Source organism: Dorea longicatena (assembly GCF_025150085.1).
GTDB classification, from domain to species: Bacteria; Bacillota; Clostridia; order Lachnospirales; family Lachnospiraceae; genus Dorea_A; species Dorea_A longicatena.
Window position 1 is genome coordinate 2,024,036 of sequence record NZ_CP102280.1, and the last position, 20,638, is coordinate 2,044,673.

Consider the following 20,638-nt stretch of genomic DNA (forward strand, 5'->3'; position numbering starts at 1 on the left):
ATTAATACTCCAGTGACTCCATATACTTCATATATTTCACAACCATAAGTGCGATTTTGAATGTAATGGCGTCTTCGAACACACGGAGATCCAGACCGGTACTCTTTTGTAATTTGTCCAGTCTGTATACCAGTGTATTACGGTGTATATATAATTGTCTGGATGTTTCTGATACGTTCAGATTATTCTCAAAGAATTTATTGATTGTTGTCAATGTCTCCTCATCGAAATCATCCGGTGATTTCCCCTCAAAAATCTCACGTATGAACATCTTACACAGCGGAATCGGAAGCTGATAGATCAGACGTCCAATTCCCAAAGCACTATATGCGATAACACTTCGCTCACTAAAGAAAATCTTGCCGACATCAAGTGCCAGCTTGGCTTCTTTATATGATTTTGATACTTCTTTGATATCATTTACAACCGTTCCGTATGCGATCAGAACATCTTCTTCTCCGTCTTCTTTCAGGAGTGTATACATATTCTCCGCAATCTTCTCCAGTTCTGTATGTCCATCATTTGGCTCCAATTCTTTTACCACGATGATATTTTTCTCATCAACGGCCGTCACAAAATCTCTGGTACGATTACCAAGAAGGTTTCTTACATTATCCAGCGCATTCGTATCTTTTTCGTGCTTTGTTTCAATAATAAAGATAACACGTCTTACTTCTGTGTCAATATGTAATTTCTTAGCACGGTTGTAAATATCTACCAGCAACAGATTATCTAACAGCAGGTTTTTGATAAAATTATCTTTGTCAAATCTTTCTTTATATGCTACAAGAAGATTCTGAATCTGGAAGGCCGCAATCTTACCTACCATGTAAACATCATCACTTCCTCCATTGGCAAGAAGAATATACTCTAACTGATGTTCATCAAAAATCTTAAAAAACTGATATCCCTGTACGACCTGACTGTCTGCCGGGGATTCTACAAAGGAGATAACCTCCTCTACATAGTTCTCCTGTTCTGAAAATGTGCTTGCAAGAGATTTACCGTCTGTGTCCATCACGCAAAAGTCAATTCGTGTAATCCCTTTCAATCCTTCAATTGTGTTTTGAAGTATTTGATTAGATATCATATTCCATCTCCTCCACTCTTTTCAATATACATTTTCCACAACAAATCTTATCTACAAATTTCCAAAATGTATACTGTCAAATCTTATCTTAATATATATGACCAAAAAAATAAAGAGGAAATCACACTTTTTTGGTAATTTCCTCAGTTTTTTTACAATTTATTCACATTTATCCCATAGACATAGTGACGAAACATATTTCTTATGTTTTTCTTAGGATTTTGTTTTTAGCTTATTTTTTTCCATTTCACGCTTAAATATATGATTCAACAGAAATTTTGCCAGCTTCCCATGACCAAGTCCCTGCCTGTGATCCGAGAACATTCTATTCCCGACGCCGACCCATACTCTTGCATCCAAGAGATTCCTGTTTTTCGCTATAAAATCTTCCTGTAACGGTACTGACAATGCCGAAAGAATACAATCCACTTCACTTCCGTTAATCGCATTGACCAACATGTCGTCTGCCCTTCCCTCCGCTGATACTTTTGCAAGACCTACCAGCTGAATCCCACTGTAGGTTCTCTGCATATAGCGAAATGCTTCCTGTCCATCTTCCTCCGATTCGACCAGAAGATACATTCTCTTATGATTCTTATGCAAATAACGCATAAACATCTTCAGATATAATTTTATATCGATTTCCTTTGGCAGCCTCGCTTCTTCTGCTGCTTCAAGAATCAGCTTTTCCCCCGGCAGCACAAGATCAAATTCATTCATCCTGGCCTTAAGTTCCGAAAGATCATTCATCTGCATAAGACCGTCTACCGATACCACATCTATCACGCTTACAGGTTCTGACTCCAGAAAAGCTATCGTTTCTTTCATAGCTTCTTTTGCTGTACAGCTGTCTATATTCACATCTAAAACATTAATCTTTTCGTTCATATCCTCACCTGCTAACTCTTTTCCCAGTTTTTCGATTATAGCAAATGGATATTCCCTTTTCAACCTTTATTACACAATCTTCACACTAATTAACATTCGTAATACTTTTGTCATTTTTTTCATTTTCCCGTTTCTTTTTCGTGATCAACCCTCCGATTCGACCGGTTTCCTTGGATGTAAGTGATTTCCATCCATCCTGCATCACCCGGTCCAGAAGGCCTAATTCCTCCGCAATCTCATATTTTACTTTTTCATCTGGAGTAAGGTCCTCCAGGTGGATTGGGGTTTTCTTTTTTGATGACATAGTGGGTGCATTCCTTTCGTTTTCTTATAAGTATGCCCACTTTTTTCTATTTAATGCATCATGGCGGCTGTCACCGACCGGAATAATTAAACAGAGGAACCGTAACCTTTGTGATACCGGAAGTGTACGAAAAAGCCGGAAAATCAATGGTTTCACCACAACTTTCCGACTACACAACGGTTACAATCCATCTATTGAATTCATTATCATTGGCCAATCACGACATGAGAAAGACTTGGTATTGTGTTTGATGCGTATTTTGGCGCGATGTGTAGAAGTTCTTAGGCAGTTTGACTTCCCGTTAAAGGGACGGAGCGAACTGTTTGAACCCCGTAGGGGTGAGTTTTGAGCGGAGACCCTTTCGTTCTTAGGGAAGGCGGACTGCCTTAGAACTTCTGCATCGTGACATCCAGCAACAAACATAATACCAAGTCTTTCTCATGGACCGGGATAAGCCACGATGATGAACTAAATAGAAATACCCCTTAATTTTCCTCCGGATCATCCGGTATAATAATCGCCGCAACAATATAAGCCAGTACCCCCGATCCGGCTCCCATTGAGATCAGTACAAATGCCAGTCTCACAAGTGTCGGATCAATGTTGAAATATTTTGCGATTCCACCACATACTCCACATATCATTCTGTCTTTTCTTGATCGGTATAATCTTTTTCCTTCCATTGTTCTGTCCTCCATATTTTTATTATATACTCTGCCTGCTTTATTATCTTTGTGATCATCTACATCTGTCTGTATTTACAGCTGTTCCATAAATGCTACATTGATAGATCCGATACCACAGTCAATATCCATTTTCTTGTCTGCGCCATTATCAATGCTTTTTTCTCTCCCAAATCCTGAAAAGCTGTCATCTCCGCATCGAATTTCTCCGATACCACAGTCCAGGTCATAATTATAATCTTTTTGCTTTCCTTTTATCTTCAGGTTTATCTCTCCTACTCCGCAGTCTGCTTCGATTTTCTTCTTTGCATCGCCTGTTGCAGTTATGGAACCAGCCCCACATTTAAATTCTGCTTTTTCAGCTGCAAATTCCAGGATGTTAACCTCACCTGCTCCGGCATTTACCTCAAGATCTTTTGCAAGAATCTGCTCTGCCCTTAATTCACCAGCCTTCAGATCCAGCTCTGCCTTTTCCAGTTCCATATCTTTCGGAAGCGTCACAGTAATGGTTCCTTTTCCTATATTCTTGATTCTTTTAATCTTTTTATTCGATGTAAGATATAAGGTTCCATTTTTGGCAAACGCACAAAAGCCAAGCTTTTCATGTGTGTCTTTGCTTTCTACTGTAATCTCATCTGTATCTGACTGTGTCTTCAGATGGATTCTTCCTTCGCGCACCGTACTTTTTATCTCATGGATATTCTGATATGTTGCTTTTCCGTTTCCTTCTATAACACCGGTTGCATCTTTCATGTTCGCTTTCTCCTGTGCTTGTACTGTTTCTTCCTGTTTCTGTTCGTCCTGATCATCGTCTGTATCAGTCTCATTATCTTCCTCCTGATCATCATCTATATCGTCATCATCATCCGGATCACCATATGTCTTATCTTCGGATACCCAGCTGATCCCATGTGGAAATTGATGTGCTATATCTGTCAGGGTCGTTCCCATTCCCCAGGATACCGAACAACATATGATTCCAATCAGAAACATAGAACCACACACGATCCAGAATATTTTCCAACGTTTCTTCATCTCTTATGCCACCGCCTTTCTGTGAAATGGTTTTCTTAAAATATATACAATTCCTCTGACGATTCCCGGAAATACGATAATACAGAGTCTTACTCCAACTACGGTACCGATTACACCGATCGCGATCACCATCAGTCCTGCTCCAAGAACCGCAAGTCCCACACCCGGATTGGCGAACAGGCTTCCTATTCCTGCAGCAAAAAGCACAACACCGACCATCACCACTGCCGCAAAGCCGATTACAATCGCTGCAAACAAACAGAACACTGCTATTACAATTCCTGCAATTAATGCCAGAATCCCTGCTCCAAGCGGTATCACAATCGGAAATCCGATCACTACAATTGCTATGATCATGGCCAATTTTAGCCATTTGTTTGTCCACGGCTTTTTCTCCTGGCTTTCATAATCATAGGTTCCGTTATCCTGATATATCTTATTATCCTTTTCTTCTCCGTATGTATCTTCCTGATAATACTGGTATGTGTTTTCCCGGTCATGCTGTTCCCTGGCTCCAGAGTATGCTGCATTTTCTCCGGTTACTTTGCCGATTGCTTCTTCGGTTGTTTTTTCCGTTCCACCTTCTTTGCCGTCTTCTGTGTCTTCCCGGTCCGCTTTGATCTTCATCGCTACTTTTTCCGGACTTTCCAGTTCTTCTATTACATTCTGCTCATTCTCAGACCCTGCATCATCGAAGTAATCATTATAATATTTCAATGCATCGATTCTGTCCTCTTCTGGGATATCCTGAAGAAGTCTGGACAGCGTCTCCATAAATTCTACTCTGTTCATTCTAGTCTACCTCCCTCAAACAATTCGCTGATCTTTCCGGAATATTCTTTCCATTCTTTCTGATACATGGCAAGCTGCGTTCTTCCACTTTCCGTCACTTTATAATAACGTCTGTTTCTTCCGTCAAACTGCCGGTCATAGACTTCCAGATAATCCCCTTTCTGCAGCCTCCGAAGCACCGGATATAATGTAGATTCTGATACATCGATCGCTTTTCTTACATCCTGCGTAATCTTATATCCATAAGTTCCTTCATCTTCCCGCGATACTACCGCCAGCACAATTGCATCCAGAAGAGCTGCGCCTGTATTAAAAACCATGCTCTCACTCCCTTTCGCATTATTATCTAATATTATTTCGTTACGTATATTATATGTTGTATAATATAGTATGTCAACACATATTGTTTACATTACAAAAATGTAAGGTTAAATCTGCAGAATCTGTCACCGATAGCTTTTCTCGAACGTATGATGATAAAAAAAGCACACCTGGTCATCGCAAAATCTTTCAAATAACTGAAATAATTTTTTACGATACACAGATGTGCCTTTTTCTATTTATTTAATATAAATCCCCTCTTTTAGTGTAAAGGAATATATAATCTTTTCTTTTACTTTCTTTCCGGTCATTTGTTCCAACGCTTTTGCATAATAGCGCAGCTGCTCCTGATACCTTTCTGCCAGTTCTTCCTTCCTTCTTACCTTGTCGGTCTTATAATCCAGCACGACAAGTCCGTCCGGTTCTTCAAAATAGGCATCGATAATTCCCTGTACCAGTATCAGTTCCCCGTCTTCTTCCTCCGGATACAGCTCTCTGGCATCTATTCCCAGTACAAATGGCTGCTCTCTCCAAAGTCTTTGTTTACCGTCCGCTTCCCGCAGCCGCCTTCCTATACCTGACTTTGCAAACTGCAGGATATCTTCCCAGCAGATACATCTTGCGGCATCTTCTTCTATCCGTCCTCTTCTTACCTGATCATCCAGCCAGTCCATAAAATATTTCTTCCAGTTTTCTTTTTCCCCAGCCGTATCTTCTGTAAATTCAGGCATCCCTTTCATATCCAGAAGTTCCATAACTCTGTGATAAGCCGTACCTCTTGCAGCTCCGGCCAGAACCTCATCTTCCTGCAAAAATTGCGGAATCATCGGCACAACTTCCGGTTCTTCCTGCAGAAGTTCTCCTTCTTCTTCTCGTTCTTCTTCGCCGCCATCCAGACCAATCTCATATGCCCGCTTTTTCAGCTCGGTAACTGTAAATTTCAGCTTTCTCATACTGCTTTTTTCGTACGGATAGATGAATTCAAACTGTTCTTTCATCATATCATGAAGCTTTGGCTCGTAAATCTCATTCACATCCCAGTTTTCAAGAACAGCTCTGGAAATCCCGCTTTTTTCTTCCTCTTCTATGCTTTCTTTTACCACATCTTCTACATGCAAGATCTGAAGTTTTAATGGTTCTCCTTCTGTACGCAGAACTGCCGGTAATATGAAGTCCCAGTACGTCACCGCATGGCTCAGCTGCAAGAATGATAATTCTTTTCTCTTATTTCCCTGAAATACCCGCCCGTCTGATATCTTATCTTCGGGATTTGAAAGTGTTCCTGTAATGATTAGTTTTTCTTTTGCACGCGTAAGTGCAACGTACAATACACGAAGTTCTTCTCCAAGACTTTCCAGAGCTTCTTCTTTCTGGATCACCTTTTTGATAATGCTTGGTATCTTAGTCCTGTATTCCAGATTAACTGCATCCAGTCCAACACCCATTCCGGCATGAAGAGCCACAGCACTCCTTGCATCCTGCATATTAAATCGTTTTCCCATTCCGGCCACGATCACAACAGGGAATTCCAGACCTTTGCTTTTATGAATCGTCATTACCCGTACCGTGTCTGCATGCTCATCTTCTATACTTGCTTCTCCGTAATCTACATCGTATTTCTGAAGCTGTTCAATATATCTTACAAAATGAAACAATCCTTTGTAGCTCGTTGACTCGTACGCTCTGGCTTTTTCAATCAACATATCCAGATTTGCTTTCCTCTGTGCACCTCCCGGCATGGATGCAACATAATCTCCATATCCGGTTGTTTCCAATATCTTCCAGAGCAATTCATGCATCGGTGTATACGGTACAATCTTTCTAAAGTCATCCATCTGATCCAGACATTTTTGAAGTTTCAGTTGTATATCCGCATTCTCTCCTTGTTCTCTGTACTTCGTCACACTCTCAAAGAATGCCGTATCCGGATATGCACACCGTATTTCTGCCAGTTCTTCCTGAGATAGTCCGGCAAATGCTGAACTTAAGACAGCAGTAAGTGGAATATCCTGCCTTCTGTTATCCAAGACCCTCAAATAATCCATGAGCACCCCAATTTCCTGAGTCTGAAAATATCCCTCGCTTGTTCCTGCATAAGTCGGTATTCCTTCCCGGTTCAACACTTCGGTAAATACATCGGCAAATCCTTTGATACTTCTCGTCAGGATTACAATATCCGAGTAACGCACATTCCGAAGTTCCCCTGTCTCTTTATCTGTAACTTTCTGTGAACGCAGAAGTTCCCGGATACGCATTGCGATCATTCTTGCCTCCAGTTCCCTCTCGGAAGGAATTTTCTCCTCAAAGTCTTCCTCTTTTGACAATATTTCCAGGTCACTGTCCATCACAAGAATCTCTGTCTTAACATTGTCATTTTCTGGATATTCAGCTCCCGGATAAAGAGCTGCCTGATCATCATAGACGATTCCGCCCAGTTTTTCAGTCATGATCTGTCTGAATATAGCATTGGCACTTTCAAGTACTTCTTTCCGGCTTCGAAAATTCTTGTGCAGATCAATTCTCTGCGTCTTACTTTCTTCTATATTATATGTGCGGAATTTTTCCAGAAATAATTCCGGTCTGGACAGACGGAATCTGTAAATACTCTGTTTTACATCCCCCACCATAAATATATTGTATCTTCCGCTTCTGCAGCCAGATACACTGGTAAGAATTGCTTCCTGGATCAGGTTACTGTCCTGATACTCATCAATCATGATTTCTTCAAACTGCTTCTGATATTCTTCCGCTATTTTGGACGGAACAAAACCATTTTCCGTCTTCTGTGTCAGAATCCTCAGTGCGTACTGTTCCATATCAGAAAAGTCGATCATATTCTGGGCACGCTTCTGCTCTTCGAATCTCTCTGCAAAAAGCCGCACCAGATCCGCCAGTTCTTCCATTGCCGGAGTACATACCCGAAGATCTTCCACCAGTTCTTCCGGACTTTCATAGAAATACTGGGCGCTCATATTTTTCACAATCCCTTTGACCATTTCCCTGATCTTTTTGACCAGGTCAATCTTTTCTTCTGATACTGTTTTATCCTTGTTTGCTGCGATCCTCGCCCATTTTACATTCGAAAATGCTTCCGCAAGGCTTTTATAAGACGCCCTGTTACACAATTCTTCAATGACCTGCAGATCTTTTTCTAGTGTTGCTTCATATACGGCAGGCCCTTCCGGACTTAATGCCACATTTTCCGCATAGATAAGCAGTTCTTTTGCATCTTCCAGATTCTTTCTGATATCTGTCATCACTTTCTTCATGATGCTGCTTCCTTCCAGTGCCTTTACATCCGGGATTTCATAGGCTTTTACACAGGAATCCAGCCATGCTTCACTGTCCGGATAACTTCTGGAAAACTCATAAATTTTAAGTATCAGATCCTCAATTTTTTTATCATTCCGGCCGGTACTGTACGCTGCGGTAAAGTCAAGAAAACGCTTACTGCCTTCCTGATATTTTTCCTCCAGCATATCTTCCAGTACATCATGTCTTAGGAGCTTTAATTCGCCTTCTTCACCAATTCTGAATCCCGGATCAATATCAATCGCATGAAAATGATCACGGATCACGGAAAGGCAGAAACTGTGTATCGTTGTGATCTGCGCATTATGGATCAGAGTAGCCTGCTGCTTCAGATGTTCATTATCCGGATATTCCATCAGTTTCTTTTCGATTGCCAGCCGGATTCTTTCTTTCATTTCCGATGCTGCTGCCTCCGTAAAAGTAACGATCAGAAGTCGGTCCACATCCATCGGAGGGTCATCTTTTGTCAACATTGTGATGATTCGTTCTACCAGAACTGCCGTTTTCCCGGAACCTGCTGCCGCTGATACCAGAATATTGCGATTCCGTAATCGGATTACTTTCTCCTGTTCTTCCGTCCACTTCACACCCATGGCTATTCTCCTCCTTTCTGCTCCATCCGCATTGCTTCCATTGCTTCTTCTTTTCCCGTTGTTCCTATATCACGATATTCATATCCCGGGATTTTCACGTCGAAGCCGCACACCTGCCGGTATGGACAATAATCACAGCCGCTTTCCTGTCCTCTCTTATATGGAAGTGCTCCTACATCTCCATTTAATATCTTTGTTCTTGCATCTTTCATCTTTTTCCGGGCATGTACCATCATTGCCTGGAAATCCTCTCCCGCAACTACTTTAGAGTATCCGGACACACTGCCGTTCTTATTATATTTCACCGGGACTGCCATAGATTCTCCCGTTGTATCCCGGTCCAGATGCTTAAGGATCTCTGCCTTTAACGGTATGATCCCGTCTGGTTTCAGCTGCTTTAAGACTGCCTGTTCTGCTTCTTCTTTATCTTTCGTCTTATCTACAATCGGATTCTGGATCCGATAATAAAATACGCCCGCAGGAACAACTTCTTTCTCCGGGTGGCGTTTCTTCTGAAATTCTATTGCCGCATCCATATAGATCATAAGCTGAAGCTGCAGGCCGTGATACAATGCTATGATATCAAACGCCTTGCTTCCAGTCTTATAATCCATCACCTTAACATATACCTGTTCTTCGGTTTCACACACATCTACTCTGTCGATCTTTCCTCCAAAGAAACGAAGCTCATATGCCTCCGGCACAAAATCTCCTGCCTTAAGCTGATTCGTAAGTGCCCATACTGTGCGTTCCAGCATCTGTTTCATCCTGACGATCAGTTGTTCATTTCTCGCCGAACTGTATAACACTGAGTTACCATAGTCTGTGATCGCTGCCTCCACACATTCATCGATCAGTTCTTTCCTCTGTTCTTCTGTCAGGATCGTCCAACCGCCTGCTTCAGATGCTTTTTTTGAAAATAATTCCAGGGCACTGTGACATACATTTCCAAGATCCACTGCTTTAAACTCATATACCGACCGTTCTTTCAGACGTAATCCATATGCAAGGAAATGTGCACATGCACAACTTGCATACCGTTCCATTCGGGTAATACTTCCTTCGAAATTTTCACCGTAAAGCTGCTTTGCAACGCTTTCCGACAATGGATCCTCCGGACGTCTGTAGTACCATGCCGTTAAAAGTTCGTCTACTTTTTCTTTCCACTTTGGATCTTTCTGATACCAGGTATAAAGCTCCTGCCATGTGACATCCAGATTTTTCTCCTGAAGACCACGAATCAGATATTTTACCCCTGTTTTTTCCGTCAGTTCTTTTTGCACCAGTTCCTTCTCATCCTCGTCCCGTACCTTCACATCCGGATACAGACGCAATAATTCCTGAATCAGATAGGAAGGTCTTAATGCCTTCCCGTCCGCGGACACCTTGCTGTAATATACCTTAAGCTTTTCCGATGGTTTCGTCAGATTCATATACAGATAGAACTTCTGGACATAAGCTTTTTCTTTACCTCCCGCAGACAACGCATGATCAGCCTGACGGAATTTTTCTCTGTCGCGTTCAGACAGAAGTCCCGTTCTTAAAAGCGCCCCCGGCAGGAAACAGTCATTGGCTCCCACAAAAAAGAGTGCTCTTATATCTTTCAGTCTGGTCCTTTGCATATCTCCGGCTACCACCTGATCTACACTTGGCGGAATAACGCCGACCCTTGCTTCTTCAAGACCTGCATCCAGAAGTTTACAATACTCACTTAAGCCCACCGGTTCCTCTCCGAGAAGTGCCACAAACTTATCAAACAACTCTATGATGATCCGATAAATCTGAGAATATTCCTTTGCCAGAGCCAGTTCCCCTGCCTCGTGAAATTCTTCTTCTGTTTTCTTAAGTCTTTCCTGAATATTCTCCTGAACCATAAATTCATATACTGCCAAGGTAATATCTTTTACGGTTTTCCTCTTTTGTTTTAAAACAAACATCAGATTATCCACTTTTTCTACCATTTGTACTCGGTAATGATTCAGCCTCTCCAGTTCCTCTTCTTCCATCCCTTTCATACGACGGATCCATCGGTTCTGCCAGTCCTTATAGCCCCGGATTCCGAGTCCGATCACATAATTTTCCAGTTCATCGACCTCTTCATAACTAAATCCTGCAAGATTCGTCCGCAGGAAACGGAATACACTTTCATAAGAGAAATTCTTCTCTGCCATATTCAGAAGACTTCTCAGGTATTCTACAAATGAATTCAGCAGAATACTTCTCTTATGATCCATAAATACAGGAATTCCATATGTTTCAAATGCCTGTTCCAGATAGTCTCCATATACATTCATATCACTGACTATGACACCAATCTCACGATAACGGTATCTTTCTTTTCTTATCAGTTTCCTGATCTCTTCTGCTACAGCCATTGCTTCTTCTCCCGGATTTCGCGCCACATGAATTCCAAGATTTTTCACTTCTTTTTCATATGTTCCTGCTCCATATCTGAAAATATTCCGCTCCAGAAATGCCAGCTCTTTATTTTTCTCAAAACGCTTTACCGGATATCCATACAGGCAGACCGGTTCCTCTACCGCAATGTGTTCTTCCCTCGCCAGACTGATTAATGTTGTCACCATCTGCTTGCTCAGTCCAAACAGCTGATATGGATGTCTGTAAGAATATGGATTCTCTCTTTCATCCATGATAACCGTTATCCATACACCCTTACAATATTTCATAAGCTCTAGAATCAGCCTGTTCTGCACCGGTGTAAAGCCTGTAAATCCATCCAGTACCACTGTGCTGTTCTTTAAAAGCTCTGATTCTCTAACTTCTCGGCTCAGCACATCTAACAACTCTTCCTTTGTGATATAACGTTCTCTTAAATAATCCTGAAAACCATCATATAAAAGCCGGATGTCTTTTAATTTATAATATAACCTGGATTCTTCATCCAGCGAATCTATCATATCATCCAGTTCTTCTTCCCCGATATCATATTGTGTAAATTCCGAAATCACGGATTTGACCTCAGAGATATACCCCAGTTTCTTAATATTTCCCTTTAGGACAGTCAGTTTATCCTCATAATTCCCTGCGATCTTTCGCAGGATCAGATTCTTTCCCTCATCATCCAGTACCGGTATTTTCTTTACTCCGGTCTCTTCAAACACACGGTATGCAAGACGTGCAAAGCTCAATACATCAATATTCATGATTCCGTGTCTCGGATGCATACGAACCAGATCTTTCTGTGTCTGCATTGTAAACTGCTCCGGTACAAGCACTATGAAATTCTCCTGTGGATTTTTTTCAGATTCTTCTATGACATGCTGATATAAATACGTTGATTTTCCTGAGCCCGACGGCCCAAATACAAATTTTAAAGGCATAAGGTTTCCTCCTTATGCCCTAGTATAACACGAATATATGTTTGTTGTATACATATTAGTCTACAATGCGCGAAGTCTTTCTGCAAATTCATTGCTTAATGTTACCTTTGCAATATAGAAGACATCACCTGTCATATATACATTCCAGTCATCTTCTACTTCTACCTGAAGTTCTCCTCCAGGCATATGAACGATCACTTTACTGTTAGTCAGCCCCAGTTTGTATGCAACTCCTGCCGCTGCACAGGCACCTGTTCCGGATGCTCTTGTATAACCTGCACCTCGTTCAAAGATCTCGATTGCGATATTTTCCTTATCGATCACCTGCATAATCTGTGTATTGATCCTGTTCGGGAAATATCTTGCGATCTCAGAATAATCACCGATCTTACATACCAGTGGTTTTGAGATCTCCCGCATCGGAATGACACAATGAGGATTACCGATCGATACGCAGGTAACCGGATACAACGTTCTTCCAAATACCATATCCTCATTGATCACTTCTCGTCTTTCTCCAATAACAGGAATCTCATCACTCCAGAAAGATAATTTCCCCATCGATACACGCAGACGGCTTCCGTCCTCATTTAAAAATGTAACTTCGACCGGACCGTTTCCTGTATATAATTTAAAATTCTTTTTCTGTACATAACTTGCATCTTTCAGATATTTTGCAAAAATGCGGACACCATTTCCACTGGTCTCAGATTCACTTCCGTCCGGATTCCATACTTTTACGTGCATACCGTCTTCTTTCAGAATCGGGCCTTCAAGTACTCCGTCTGCTCCCAGTCCCTCATTACGGTCACAGAGCATTTTTACATTTGCCTCATCCAGTTTTAATTCGTTATGATTCGGATCAAATACCAGATAATCATTGCCAAGTCCATGATAACGTTCTACTACTACCTTCATCTTTTTTCCTCCTGATCTTTGTTCCCAGCTTTTTTATATTGATCGCTTTTATATTTTCTGTTCTATATATCTTTATCATAACAGGCATTATTTCCATATTCTACGTAAATAATGCTGTATTTCTTGCAAATAATGCCATTTTCATATAAACTTTCTATAGACAGTCCAATATATATCCAGGGAGGTACCGATAATGGAACAATATGAGAAAAAAGGATACCTGAACAGCGAATTCCGTCTCTTTCATCTGACAGATCAGGAGACAAAAGAAGTAGACTACCACTATCATGACTTTGATAAGATCACCATCTTCATCCGTGGCAAAGTAAATTACATGATCGAGGGCCGTTCTTACGATCTGAAACCTTATGACATTGTACTTGTAAAACAAGGCGATATCCACAGACTGACCGTTGACAATTCCTGCCCATATGAAAGAATCATTGTCTATATCTCACCTAATTTTATGAATGCTTATCAGACAGATAATTATGATCTGAGTTATTGTTTTCAAAAGGCTGCAAAAGAACATTCCAATGTTCTGCGTATCCCATCTTTCGAAAAAAGCTCTCTGTTTCGTTCTATCTCTCAGTTGGAGCATTCGTTTACGGATGGCGGCTATGCTTCCGAGCTTTACAGACAGGTTATGTTTCTGGAATTTATGATACATCTGAACCGGGCCGTAAGAAAGAACCGGCTCGAATATATCGATACTGATAATTGTAATGAAAAGGTGCTCGCCATCCTTGATTATGTAGGCGAACACCTCTGTGAAAATCTGTCAATCGATCTGATCGCAGATCAATTCTATATCAGTAAATATTATATGATGAGATTATTCAAGCAGGAGACCGGTTATACTCTGGGACAATACATCTCCCAGAAACGGCTCCTGCTTGCGAAAGAACTTTTATCTACCGGTGCGCCTGGCACACAGGTTTGTTATGATTGTGGTTTTAAAGATTACTCTACCTTCTCCAGAGCTTATAAACAATTGTTCGGTGTTACGCCTTCGGGCCGTACCTGTCCGTAAAGTTCTGCCGGAACAAAAGCCCTTACAAAGATACCATCTTCCCGGTATTCTTCTTCCTGCAGTTCCCCGTACTTTCGGATCAGCTGAATCTTTCCTGCCTCTTTATATGGATAAAGTGCCTCAATCTCTACTTTCTGCTCCCTTAATACTGCTTCTACAGATTGAAGGAATTCGGTAATTCCTTCTCCTGTCCTGGCTGAGATTTTCACATAATAGTCTGCATGAAGATCTCTCGGCACCCAGATATCCTCCATACGGTCGATCTTATTAAATACTGTGATAACCGGTTTGTCTTTCACACCCAGATTCTGAAGTGTTTCATACACCGTATGCATCTGCTCATCCATCTGCGGATTAGAAGCATCTACTACATGCAGGATAATATCTGCATATCTGGCTTCTTCCAGTGTACTTCTAAATGCCTCGATCAGATGATGCGGAAGTTTTCTGATAAATCCTACCGTATCTGTCATCAGGATTTCCTGACCACTTGGCAGCTTCAGATCTCTGGTTGTTGGATCCAGGGTTGCGAATAATTTATCCTCTGCAAAAATCCCTGCACCGGTCAGCGTATTCAGAAGTGTTGATTTTCCCGCATTCGTATAACCAACAATCGCGGCCACCGGAATATGACTGCGGCTTCTCTGCTCTCTTGTTACTTCTCTGTGCTTCTTTACATCTTTTAATTCACGGTTAAGCTGTGCGATCCTGCTCTTGATCAGACGCCTGTCCATCTCAAGTTTCTTTTCTCCCGGGCCTCTGGTTCCGATTCCTCCTCCAAGCCTCGACATAGCCTTACCAAAGCCCGCCAATCTGGTCTGCTGGTACTTTAACTGCGCCAGTTCTACCTGAATCTTGCCTTCACTTGTAGATGCTCTTGCCGCAAAGATATCCAGAATGATCAATGTTCTGTCCATTACTTTTACATCCAGTTCATCCTGCAGATTCTTCATCTGTGCCGGAGAAAGTTCATCATCACATACGATTCCTGTCGCCCTAAGCTCCCAGATCATACTTTTCAGTTCTTCAATCTTTCCTTTTCCGACATAGGTTCCCGGATGTTGCTGTTCTCTGTTCTGAATGACCATTCCTACGGTCTCGGCTCCTGCCGTGGACACCAGATCTTTTAATTCTTCCAGAGATTCTTTTGTATCATCCTGATCTGAAAGTGATACACCGACCAGTATTACTTTTTCTGTTTCATTTTTTATTTCTATCATACTGTTTCCATTTTCTATAGATTCATTCCATTTATCTTGTTTTCAGAAACTCGGCCTCTTTTTTTGCCGATTTGTCATTCGGATAATTTTCCAGATACTCTTCCAGTTTTACCTTTGCACTTTCCCAGTCTTCCATCTGTTCATATGCAACAATAATATTGTACTGCATCTCTTTTTTCATCTTTTTACCGGAATCTTCCTGTGCCAGGCCAAGATTATAATAATTTAATGCCTCTTTCGCTTCTCCGAGTTTCAGATCACAGTTTCCAATCATATTATAGATGGTTCCCGTCTTTTCGGCATCATTTTCCAGTGCTTTCTTAAAAGCTTTTCTTGCACCTTTGTAATCCTTCTTTTCCCATTTGGCAATTCCAATGCCACGATAGGCATCCCCGACATTTTTCTTCTTATCTACTGCCTGTTCAAACTGTTCGATTGCCTGATCATATTTTCCGTCTTCTAAGTATTCTACCCCTTTTTGGGATGGATTGCCGCAGGCTGTCAATAATACACCTGTGCAAACGACCATAAGTAATGCCTTAATTTTCTTCATACTTTCCTTATATTCTCCTCATCTACTCAATCTGCCAGTCAATTGGCTCTACTCCGTGAGCTCTCAGATAATCATTGGTCTGACTGAATGGCTTACTTCCGAAAAATCCACGATATGCGGATAACGGACTCGGATGCGGAGCTTTCAGGATCAGGTGTTTGGGATTCGTAAGCATCCTTGCCTTTCTCTGAGCCGGTGCTCCCCATAAGATGAAAACGATCGGACGATCCTGACTGTTTAATGCCATGATAGCTGCATCTGTAAATTCTTCCCATCCAATATCTTTATGCGAATTGGCCTGATGCGCCCTTACTGTTAATACCGTATTTAACATCAGGACTCCCTGCTCAGCCCACTTGGTCAGGCAGCCGTGATTGGGGATCGTACATCCCAGATCATCATGCAATTCTTTATAGATATTCACCAGTGACGGCGGAATATCTACTCCTTTCTTCACAGAAAAGCAAAGTCCGTGTGCCTGTCCTACATTATGATATGGATCCTGTCCCAGTATAACCGCTTTTACATTATGTAAAGGTGTCAGATGAAATGCATTAAAAATATCATCTGCAGGCGGAAATATCTGTCTTGTCCTGTATTCTTCGTTGACTGTTTCAAATAATTTTTTATAATATGGCTTTTTAAACTCTCCTTTTAGAGCATCCAGCCAGTCATTATTAATTGCTGCCATGTTTTACACTATCCTTTTTCCTCTTATCTTTGTTCATTCTTACAGACGAACGGATACACCTTTTCCTCTTAAATATTCTTTTACTTCTCTGATCTCCAGTTCCTTATAGTGGAATAATGATGCTGCCAGAGCCGCATCTGCTTTTCCTTCCGTCAGTGCATCGTAAAAATGTTCCAGACTGCCGGCACCTCCGGATGCGATCACCGGAATATTCACTTCCTCGGCAATTGCTTTCGTAAGTTCCAGATCATATCCGGCTTTTGTTCCGTCACAATCCATACTTGTCAAAAGGATCTCACCTGCTCCAAGCTTCTCCACTTTCGAAGCCCATTCCACCGCATCAATTCCTACATCGATCCGTCCGCCATTCTTATAAATATTCCAGCCACTTCCATCTTCCCGCTTCTTTGCATCAATTGCAACAACTACACACTGGCTGCCGAACTTTTCTGCTGCTTCTGATATCAGATTCGGTGTATTAATTGCAGATGAATTAATTGAAATCTTATCCGCACCTTCTCTTAAGAGTGCCTTAAAATCATCTACTGTACGGATTCCTCCGCCAACTGTAAATGGGATGAATACGTTTTCTGCCACCTTGCGTACCATATCTACCACTGTACCTCTGGCATCCGATGATGCTGTAATATCAAGAAATACAAGCTCATCTGCACCTGCTTTATCATACGCTTTTGCAATCTCAACCGGATCTCCGGCATCTCTTAACGATACAAAATTTACTCCCTTTACAACTCTTCCGTTATTTACATCCAGACATGGAATGATTCTTTTTGTATGCATAATGATGTCCTCCCTATAATTCCACAAAGTTCTTTAATATCTGAATTCCGATATCACTGCTTTTTTCCGGATGGAACTGGCATGCGAATACATTCCCCTGTTCTACCGAAGCATGGATATGTGTACTGTATTCTGTCGTAGCAGTTACAATTCCCTCATCTGCTGCTTTCAAATAATAAGAATGAACAAAATATACATAGGAATCTTCCGGAATCCCTTTGAATAATCTTCCGTTATTCTGGAACTTCAAAGAGTTCCATCCCATATGTGGAATCTTAAGGCCTTCCTTATCCGGGATTCTTAGTATCTCACCTTTCAGAATTCCAAGTCCTTCCACGCCCGGCGTCTCATCACTTCGTTCAAATAATAACTGTAAACCAAGACAGATTCCCAAGAAAGGAGTTCCCTTTGCCGTCACATCCCTGATCACCTCATCAAGCCCATACTGTCTGAGTTTACTCATCGCATCTCCAAATGCTCCGACTCCCGGAAGGATCACTTTATCTGCATTCATGATCGTCTCTCTGTCTCTTGTGATTATTACTTCCTGTCCCAGAAGCTGCATGGCTTTCTCCACACTCTTTATATTTCCTGCATCGTAATCAATAATTGCAATCATCTTGTTATCCTGCCTTTCATATGTGGTATATCAGGGATATTGTCCCGGACATTCACTTTATATTATTTGTCAAGTGAACTGTTATGGTTTATTGTACATCAAGTTCAAACCAGAATTCAACTCCATTGTCATAATTCTTTACACCATACTCCTGGTTGAATGATTTCATAATTGCTTTTACGATTGAAAGGCCGATTCCGTTACCTCCATATTCTCTTGTATGGGCCTTATCTACTTTATAGAATTTATCCCAGATATGAGGTGCATCTGCTTCCGGGATCGGATTACCGGTATTAAATACCGATACTCTGACTTTGCCGTCTTTTTGCACCATCTTCACTTCGATCACCATATCGCCGCTGACATGATGGCATGCATTACTTACATAATTTCTTACAACCTGCTCTACTTTAAACTCATCTGCCCACGCATAGATGTCCTCTTCTGTGTGCAACATAATCTTGGCACCTGCCTGATCCGCCATGATCTCCATACTCTGCAGAACGCCTTTGACCAGTGCCGTCAGATTAAATCGTTCAAACACGATATCTTCATCACCGAATTCCAGCTGGTTCAATGTCAGCAGATTCTTGACCATCTGATTCATCTTGGACGCCTCATCCATAATAACATCACAGTAGAATTCCCGACTCTCCGCATCTTCATTGACTCCTTCTTTTAATCCTTCGGCATAGCCCTGGATCAGAGCGATCGGTGTCTTTAACTCATGAGATACGTTTCCTAGGAATTCGTTTCTCATCTTTTCCAGCTTATCTTTCTGTTCGATGTCTTTCTGCAGACTGTTGTTAGCTTTCTTAAGTTCAGAGATCGTGCTCTCCAATTTCTCTGACATCCGGTTAAAGTTCTCTCCCAGTTCTCCGATCTCATTGCTTCCGCCGCTGGTGTATTTCGCATCAAAATCAAGATCTGCCATCCGGTCGGATAATCTCGCAAGCTCCCGGATCGGATCTGTGATTCTTTTTGAGAAATACCAGATCAGAAGAATGGATACAACGATCAGAACACTTCCTATATATAATAGGAAACGATTGGATATCGACGCACTTTCACGCATACTTTCTACCGGACTTCGAAGCAGGAACTGACTGCCGTCGTCCAGACTTCCCCACATATCAACATAATAACTCTGATTCCACGGATCCCATGACTGGTTGATCTGATAGACATCCGTAGAATCCAGTGTCCGGCTTTCTTTTTGTGCCTGATTCAGAAAATATCCCATCATCTGATTCTTCAACATATTCTTGTCATGCACATTCGTATGCACATCATTATCCTTTTCAATTACCAGATAAGAAATATTATTCTTTTCAGCGAAATGAATGAGTGAATTATTCTTCTTTGTGCTGTCCCATTTATCTTCATTTGATACGTCATTTAATTTCTCATAAAGTTCTATGAAACGGGATTCCTTCTTACTTATATAATACGGCTCCAGAAATTTTCCGTTGATGAACATCAATGTCACGACCAGACAGATCAACAATCCTACAAAGGATGTGATCATCTGCGTCTTAATCGAATGATGTACACTTTTTATCTTCTGTTTCTTATCTTTACTTATGATCTTCATGCTTCATCAACCTCAAATTTATATCCCATGCCCCAGATTGTCTTAATGTAATTTCCCTTTTCTCCGAGTTTGCTTCTTAATTTCTTTACGTGTGTATCAATGGTTCTTGCATCTCCGAAATAATCATAATCCCATACATTATTCAAGATCTTCTCTCTCGATAATGCAATGCCCTGATTCTCTACAAAGTATGACAGCAGTTCGAATTCCTTGAAGCTTAATTCAATCTCTTTACCATCAATCTTCACCTGATGTGCGGCTTTATCGATTACAATTCCTCCTGCATCGATCTCGTCACCACCGCCTAATACATTGGCTCTTCTTAATATTGCATTGACTCTGGCTACCAGGATCTTCGGACTGAATGGCTTGGAAATATATTCGTCAACCCCCAGAGCAAATCCCTGTAATTCATCTCGTTCCTCTGACCTTGCAGTTAACATGATGATCGGCACTTTTGATGACTGGCGTACTTCACGGCATACCTGCCATCCATCCATTCTTGGCATCATCACATCCAGAATGATCAGTGCAATATCTTTTTCATCATAAAATACTTCCATTGCTTCCATCCCGTCGCCGGCTTCCAATACCTGATATCCTTCTCTTCCCAGGAAATCCTTCACCAGTTTTCTCATTCTGCTTTCATCATCTACTACTAATATTTTGATCTTATCCATAAGACCCGGCCCTCCTCTTAAATTTATATTTTCATGATATATTTTTCTTTGATCTTAATTATTATAGCAGAGAACTATGTAGCCTTTGTGAAGTTTCCGGTATATAGAATAAAAAAAGTACCCACAGTGTCATATTACTTATGTTACCATGGGTACTTTTTCTTAAGTTA

The 20,638-nt window shown here is 41.3% G+C and carries 18 protein-coding genes; 1 reads left to right on the top strand and 17 read right to left on the bottom strand.

The features are described 5' to 3' along the window. Position 1 precedes the first annotated feature (1 nt). The 10 genes from NQ508_RS09655 to dapF form a co-directional block, all read right to left on the bottom strand. Positions 2 to 1,090, bottom strand: a complete 1,089-nt coding sequence (locus tag NQ508_RS09655) for a PucR family transcriptional regulator (protein WP_006428010.1) — start codon at positions 1,088 to 1,090, stop codon at positions 2 to 4. Between the two features lie 213 nt (positions 1,091 to 1,303). Continuing rightward, positions 1,304 to 1,978: a WecB/TagA/CpsF family glycosyltransferase gene (locus tag NQ508_RS09660; protein WP_006428011.1), complete on the bottom strand. Its 675-nt coding sequence runs from the start codon at positions 1,976 to 1,978 to the stop codon at positions 1,304 to 1,306. Between the two features lie 85 nt (positions 1,979 to 2,063). Continuing rightward, a complete protein-coding gene (locus NQ508_RS09665) occupies positions 2,064 to 2,282 on the bottom strand; it encodes a small, acid-soluble spore protein, alpha/beta type (RefSeq protein WP_006428012.1) in 219 nt (72 codons plus the stop codon). A 485-nt stretch (positions 2,283 to 2,767) separates the two neighbouring features. Next, entirely contained in the window at positions 2,768 to 2,965 is a 198-nt protein-coding gene (locus NQ508_RS09670) for a PspC domain-containing protein (protein ID WP_044920287.1), read from the bottom strand. A 75-nt stretch (positions 2,966 to 3,040) separates the two neighbouring features. Continuing rightward, positions 3,041 to 4,000 carry a DUF4097 family beta strand repeat-containing protein gene (locus NQ508_RS09675; RefSeq protein ID WP_006428108.1) on the bottom strand — a complete coding sequence of 320 codons (960 nt, stop codon included), beginning with the start codon at positions 3,998 to 4,000 and terminating at the stop codon, positions 3,041 to 3,043. A 3-nt stretch (positions 4,001 to 4,003) separates the two neighbouring features. Continuing rightward, positions 4,004 to 4,792, bottom strand: a complete 789-nt coding sequence (locus NQ508_RS09680) for a DUF1700 domain-containing protein (RefSeq protein WP_006428107.1) — start codon at positions 4,790 to 4,792, stop codon at positions 4,004 to 4,006. Beyond that, positions 4,789 to 5,112 (bottom strand): PadR family transcriptional regulator, encoded by a 324-nt coding sequence (locus NQ508_RS09685; protein WP_006428106.1) that lies wholly within the window; start codon positions 5,110 to 5,112, stop codon positions 4,789 to 4,791. Before NQ508_RS09685 ends, NQ508_RS09680 begins: the two co-directional genes overlap by 4 nt. Before the next feature lie 240 nt (positions 5,113 to 5,352). Continuing rightward, complete coding sequence (gene addA / locus NQ508_RS09690; protein ID WP_006428105.1) at positions 5,353 to 9,018, bottom strand: helicase-exonuclease AddAB subunit AddA; 3,666 nt, start codon at positions 9,016 to 9,018, stop codon at positions 5,353 to 5,355. A gap of 2 nt (positions 9,019 to 9,020) precedes the next feature. Then, on the bottom strand, positions 9,021 to 12,359 hold the full coding sequence (locus tag NQ508_RS09695; RefSeq protein WP_006428104.1) for a PD-(D/E)XK nuclease family protein: 3,339 nt from the start codon (positions 12,357 to 12,359) through the stop codon (positions 9,021 to 9,023). A 60-nt stretch (positions 12,360 to 12,419) separates the two neighbouring features. Then, the gene (gene dapF, locus NQ508_RS09700; protein WP_006428103.1) at positions 12,420 to 13,277 is read right to left on the bottom strand and encodes a diaminopimelate epimerase; all 858 of its coding nucleotides are present in this window, start codon (positions 13,275 to 13,277) and stop codon (positions 12,420 to 12,422) included. A 193-nt stretch (positions 13,278 to 13,470) separates the two neighbouring features. On the opposite strand from dapF, the gene NQ508_RS09705 reads away from it, so the two are divergent. Then, positions 13,471 to 14,310 carry an AraC family transcriptional regulator gene (locus tag NQ508_RS09705; RefSeq protein ID WP_006428102.1) on the top strand — a complete coding sequence of 280 codons (840 nt, stop codon included), beginning with the start codon at positions 13,471 to 13,473 and terminating at the stop codon, positions 14,308 to 14,310. Here the strand turns inward: NQ508_RS09705 and hflX are convergent. The 7 genes from hflX to NQ508_RS09740 form a co-directional block, all read right to left on the bottom strand. Further along, positions 14,262 to 15,530 carry a GTPase HflX gene (gene hflX, locus NQ508_RS09710; RefSeq protein ID WP_006428101.1) on the bottom strand — a complete coding sequence of 423 codons (1,269 nt, stop codon included), beginning with the start codon at positions 15,528 to 15,530 and terminating at the stop codon, positions 14,262 to 14,264. The genes NQ508_RS09705 and hflX overlap by 49 nt on opposite strands. 31 nt (positions 15,531 to 15,561) lie before the next feature. Continuing rightward, entirely contained in the window at positions 15,562 to 16,083 is a 522-nt protein-coding gene (locus tag NQ508_RS09715) for a tetratricopeptide repeat protein (protein WP_006428100.1), read from the bottom strand. Positions 16,084 to 16,105: 22 nt separating this feature from the next. Continuing rightward, the gene (locus tag NQ508_RS09720; protein WP_006428099.1) at positions 16,106 to 16,774 is read right to left on the bottom strand and encodes a uracil-DNA glycosylase; all 669 of its coding nucleotides are present in this window, start codon (positions 16,772 to 16,774) and stop codon (positions 16,106 to 16,108) included. Between the two features lie 39 nt (positions 16,775 to 16,813). Beyond that, a complete protein-coding gene (gene hisF / locus NQ508_RS09725) occupies positions 16,814 to 17,575 on the bottom strand; it encodes an imidazole glycerol phosphate synthase subunit HisF (protein WP_006428098.1) in 762 nt (253 codons plus the stop codon). 13 nt (positions 17,576 to 17,588) lie between these two features. Continuing rightward, a complete protein-coding gene (hisH, locus tag NQ508_RS09730; protein WP_006428097.1) occupies positions 17,589 to 18,194 on the bottom strand; it encodes an imidazole glycerol phosphate synthase subunit HisH in 606 nt (201 codons plus the stop codon). An 88-nt stretch (positions 18,195 to 18,282) separates the two neighbouring features. Next, entirely contained in the window at positions 18,283 to 19,788 is a 1,506-nt protein-coding gene (locus NQ508_RS09735; RefSeq protein ID WP_006428096.1) for a sensor histidine kinase, read from the bottom strand. Continuing rightward, the gene (locus NQ508_RS09740) at positions 19,785 to 20,468 is read right to left on the bottom strand and encodes a response regulator transcription factor (RefSeq protein WP_006428095.1); all 684 of its coding nucleotides are present in this window, start codon (positions 20,466 to 20,468) and stop codon (positions 19,785 to 19,787) included. Before NQ508_RS09740 ends, NQ508_RS09735 begins: the two co-directional genes overlap by 4 nt. Positions 20,469 to 20,638: the final 170 nt, after the last annotated feature.

Bases quoted from the DNA above. Each gene is read 5' to 3' on its own strand.
- NQ508_RS09655 (WP_006428010.1), bottom strand. From the start codon at position 1,090: ATGATATCTAATCAAATACTTCAAAACACAATTGAAGGATTGAAAGGG.
- NQ508_RS09660 (WP_006428011.1), bottom strand. From the start codon at position 1,978: ATGAACGAAAAGATTAATGTTTTAGATGTGAATATAGACAGCTGTACA.
- NQ508_RS09665 (WP_006428012.1), bottom strand. From the start codon at position 2,282: ATGTCATCAAAAAAGAAAACCCCAATCCACCTGGAGGACCTTACTCCA.
- NQ508_RS09670 (WP_044920287.1), bottom strand. From the start codon at position 2,965: ATGGAAGGAAAAAGATTATACCGATCAAGAAAAGACAGAATGATATGT.
- NQ508_RS09675 (WP_006428108.1), bottom strand. From the start codon at position 4,000: ATGAAGAAACGTTGGAAAATATTCTGGATCGTGTGTGGTTCTATGTTT.
- NQ508_RS09680 (WP_006428107.1), bottom strand. From the start codon at position 4,792: ATGAACAGAGTAGAATTTATGGAGACGCTGTCCAGACTTCTTCAGGAT.
- NQ508_RS09685 (WP_006428106.1), bottom strand. From the start codon at position 5,112: ATGGTTTTTAATACAGGCGCAGCTCTTCTGGATGCAATTGTGCTGGCG.
- addA (WP_006428105.1), bottom strand. From the start codon at position 9,018: ATGGGTGTGAAGTGGACGGAAGAACAGGAGAAAGTAATCCGATTACGG.
- NQ508_RS09695 (WP_006428104.1), bottom strand. From the start codon at position 12,359: ATGCCTTTAAAATTTGTATTTGGGCCGTCGGGCTCAGGAAAATCAACG.
- dapF (WP_006428103.1), bottom strand. From the start codon at position 13,277: ATGAAGGTAGTAGTAGAACGTTATCATGGACTTGGCAATGATTATCTG.
- NQ508_RS09705 (WP_006428102.1), top strand. From the start codon at position 13,471: ATGGAACAATATGAGAAAAAAGGATACCTGAACAGCGAATTCCGTCTC.
- hflX (WP_006428101.1), bottom strand. From the start codon at position 15,530: ATGATAGAAATAAAAAATGAAACAGAAAAAGTAATACTGGTCGGTGTA.
- NQ508_RS09715 (WP_006428100.1), bottom strand. From the start codon at position 16,083: ATGAAGAAAATTAAGGCATTACTTATGGTCGTTTGCACAGGTGTATTA.
- NQ508_RS09720 (WP_006428099.1), bottom strand. From the start codon at position 16,774: ATGGCAGCAATTAATAATGACTGGCTGGATGCTCTAAAAGGAGAGTTT.
- hisF (WP_006428098.1), bottom strand. From the start codon at position 17,575: ATGCATACAAAAAGAATCATTCCATGTCTGGATGTAAATAACGGAAGA.
- hisH (WP_006428097.1), bottom strand. From the start codon at position 18,194: ATGATTGCAATTATTGATTACGATGCAGGAAATATAAAGAGTGTGGAG.
- NQ508_RS09735 (WP_006428096.1), bottom strand. From the start codon at position 19,788: ATGAAGATCATAAGTAAAGATAAGAAACAGAAGATAAAAAGTGTACAT.
- NQ508_RS09740 (WP_006428095.1), bottom strand. From the start codon at position 20,468: ATGGATAAGATCAAAATATTAGTAGTAGATGATGAAAGCAGAATGAGA.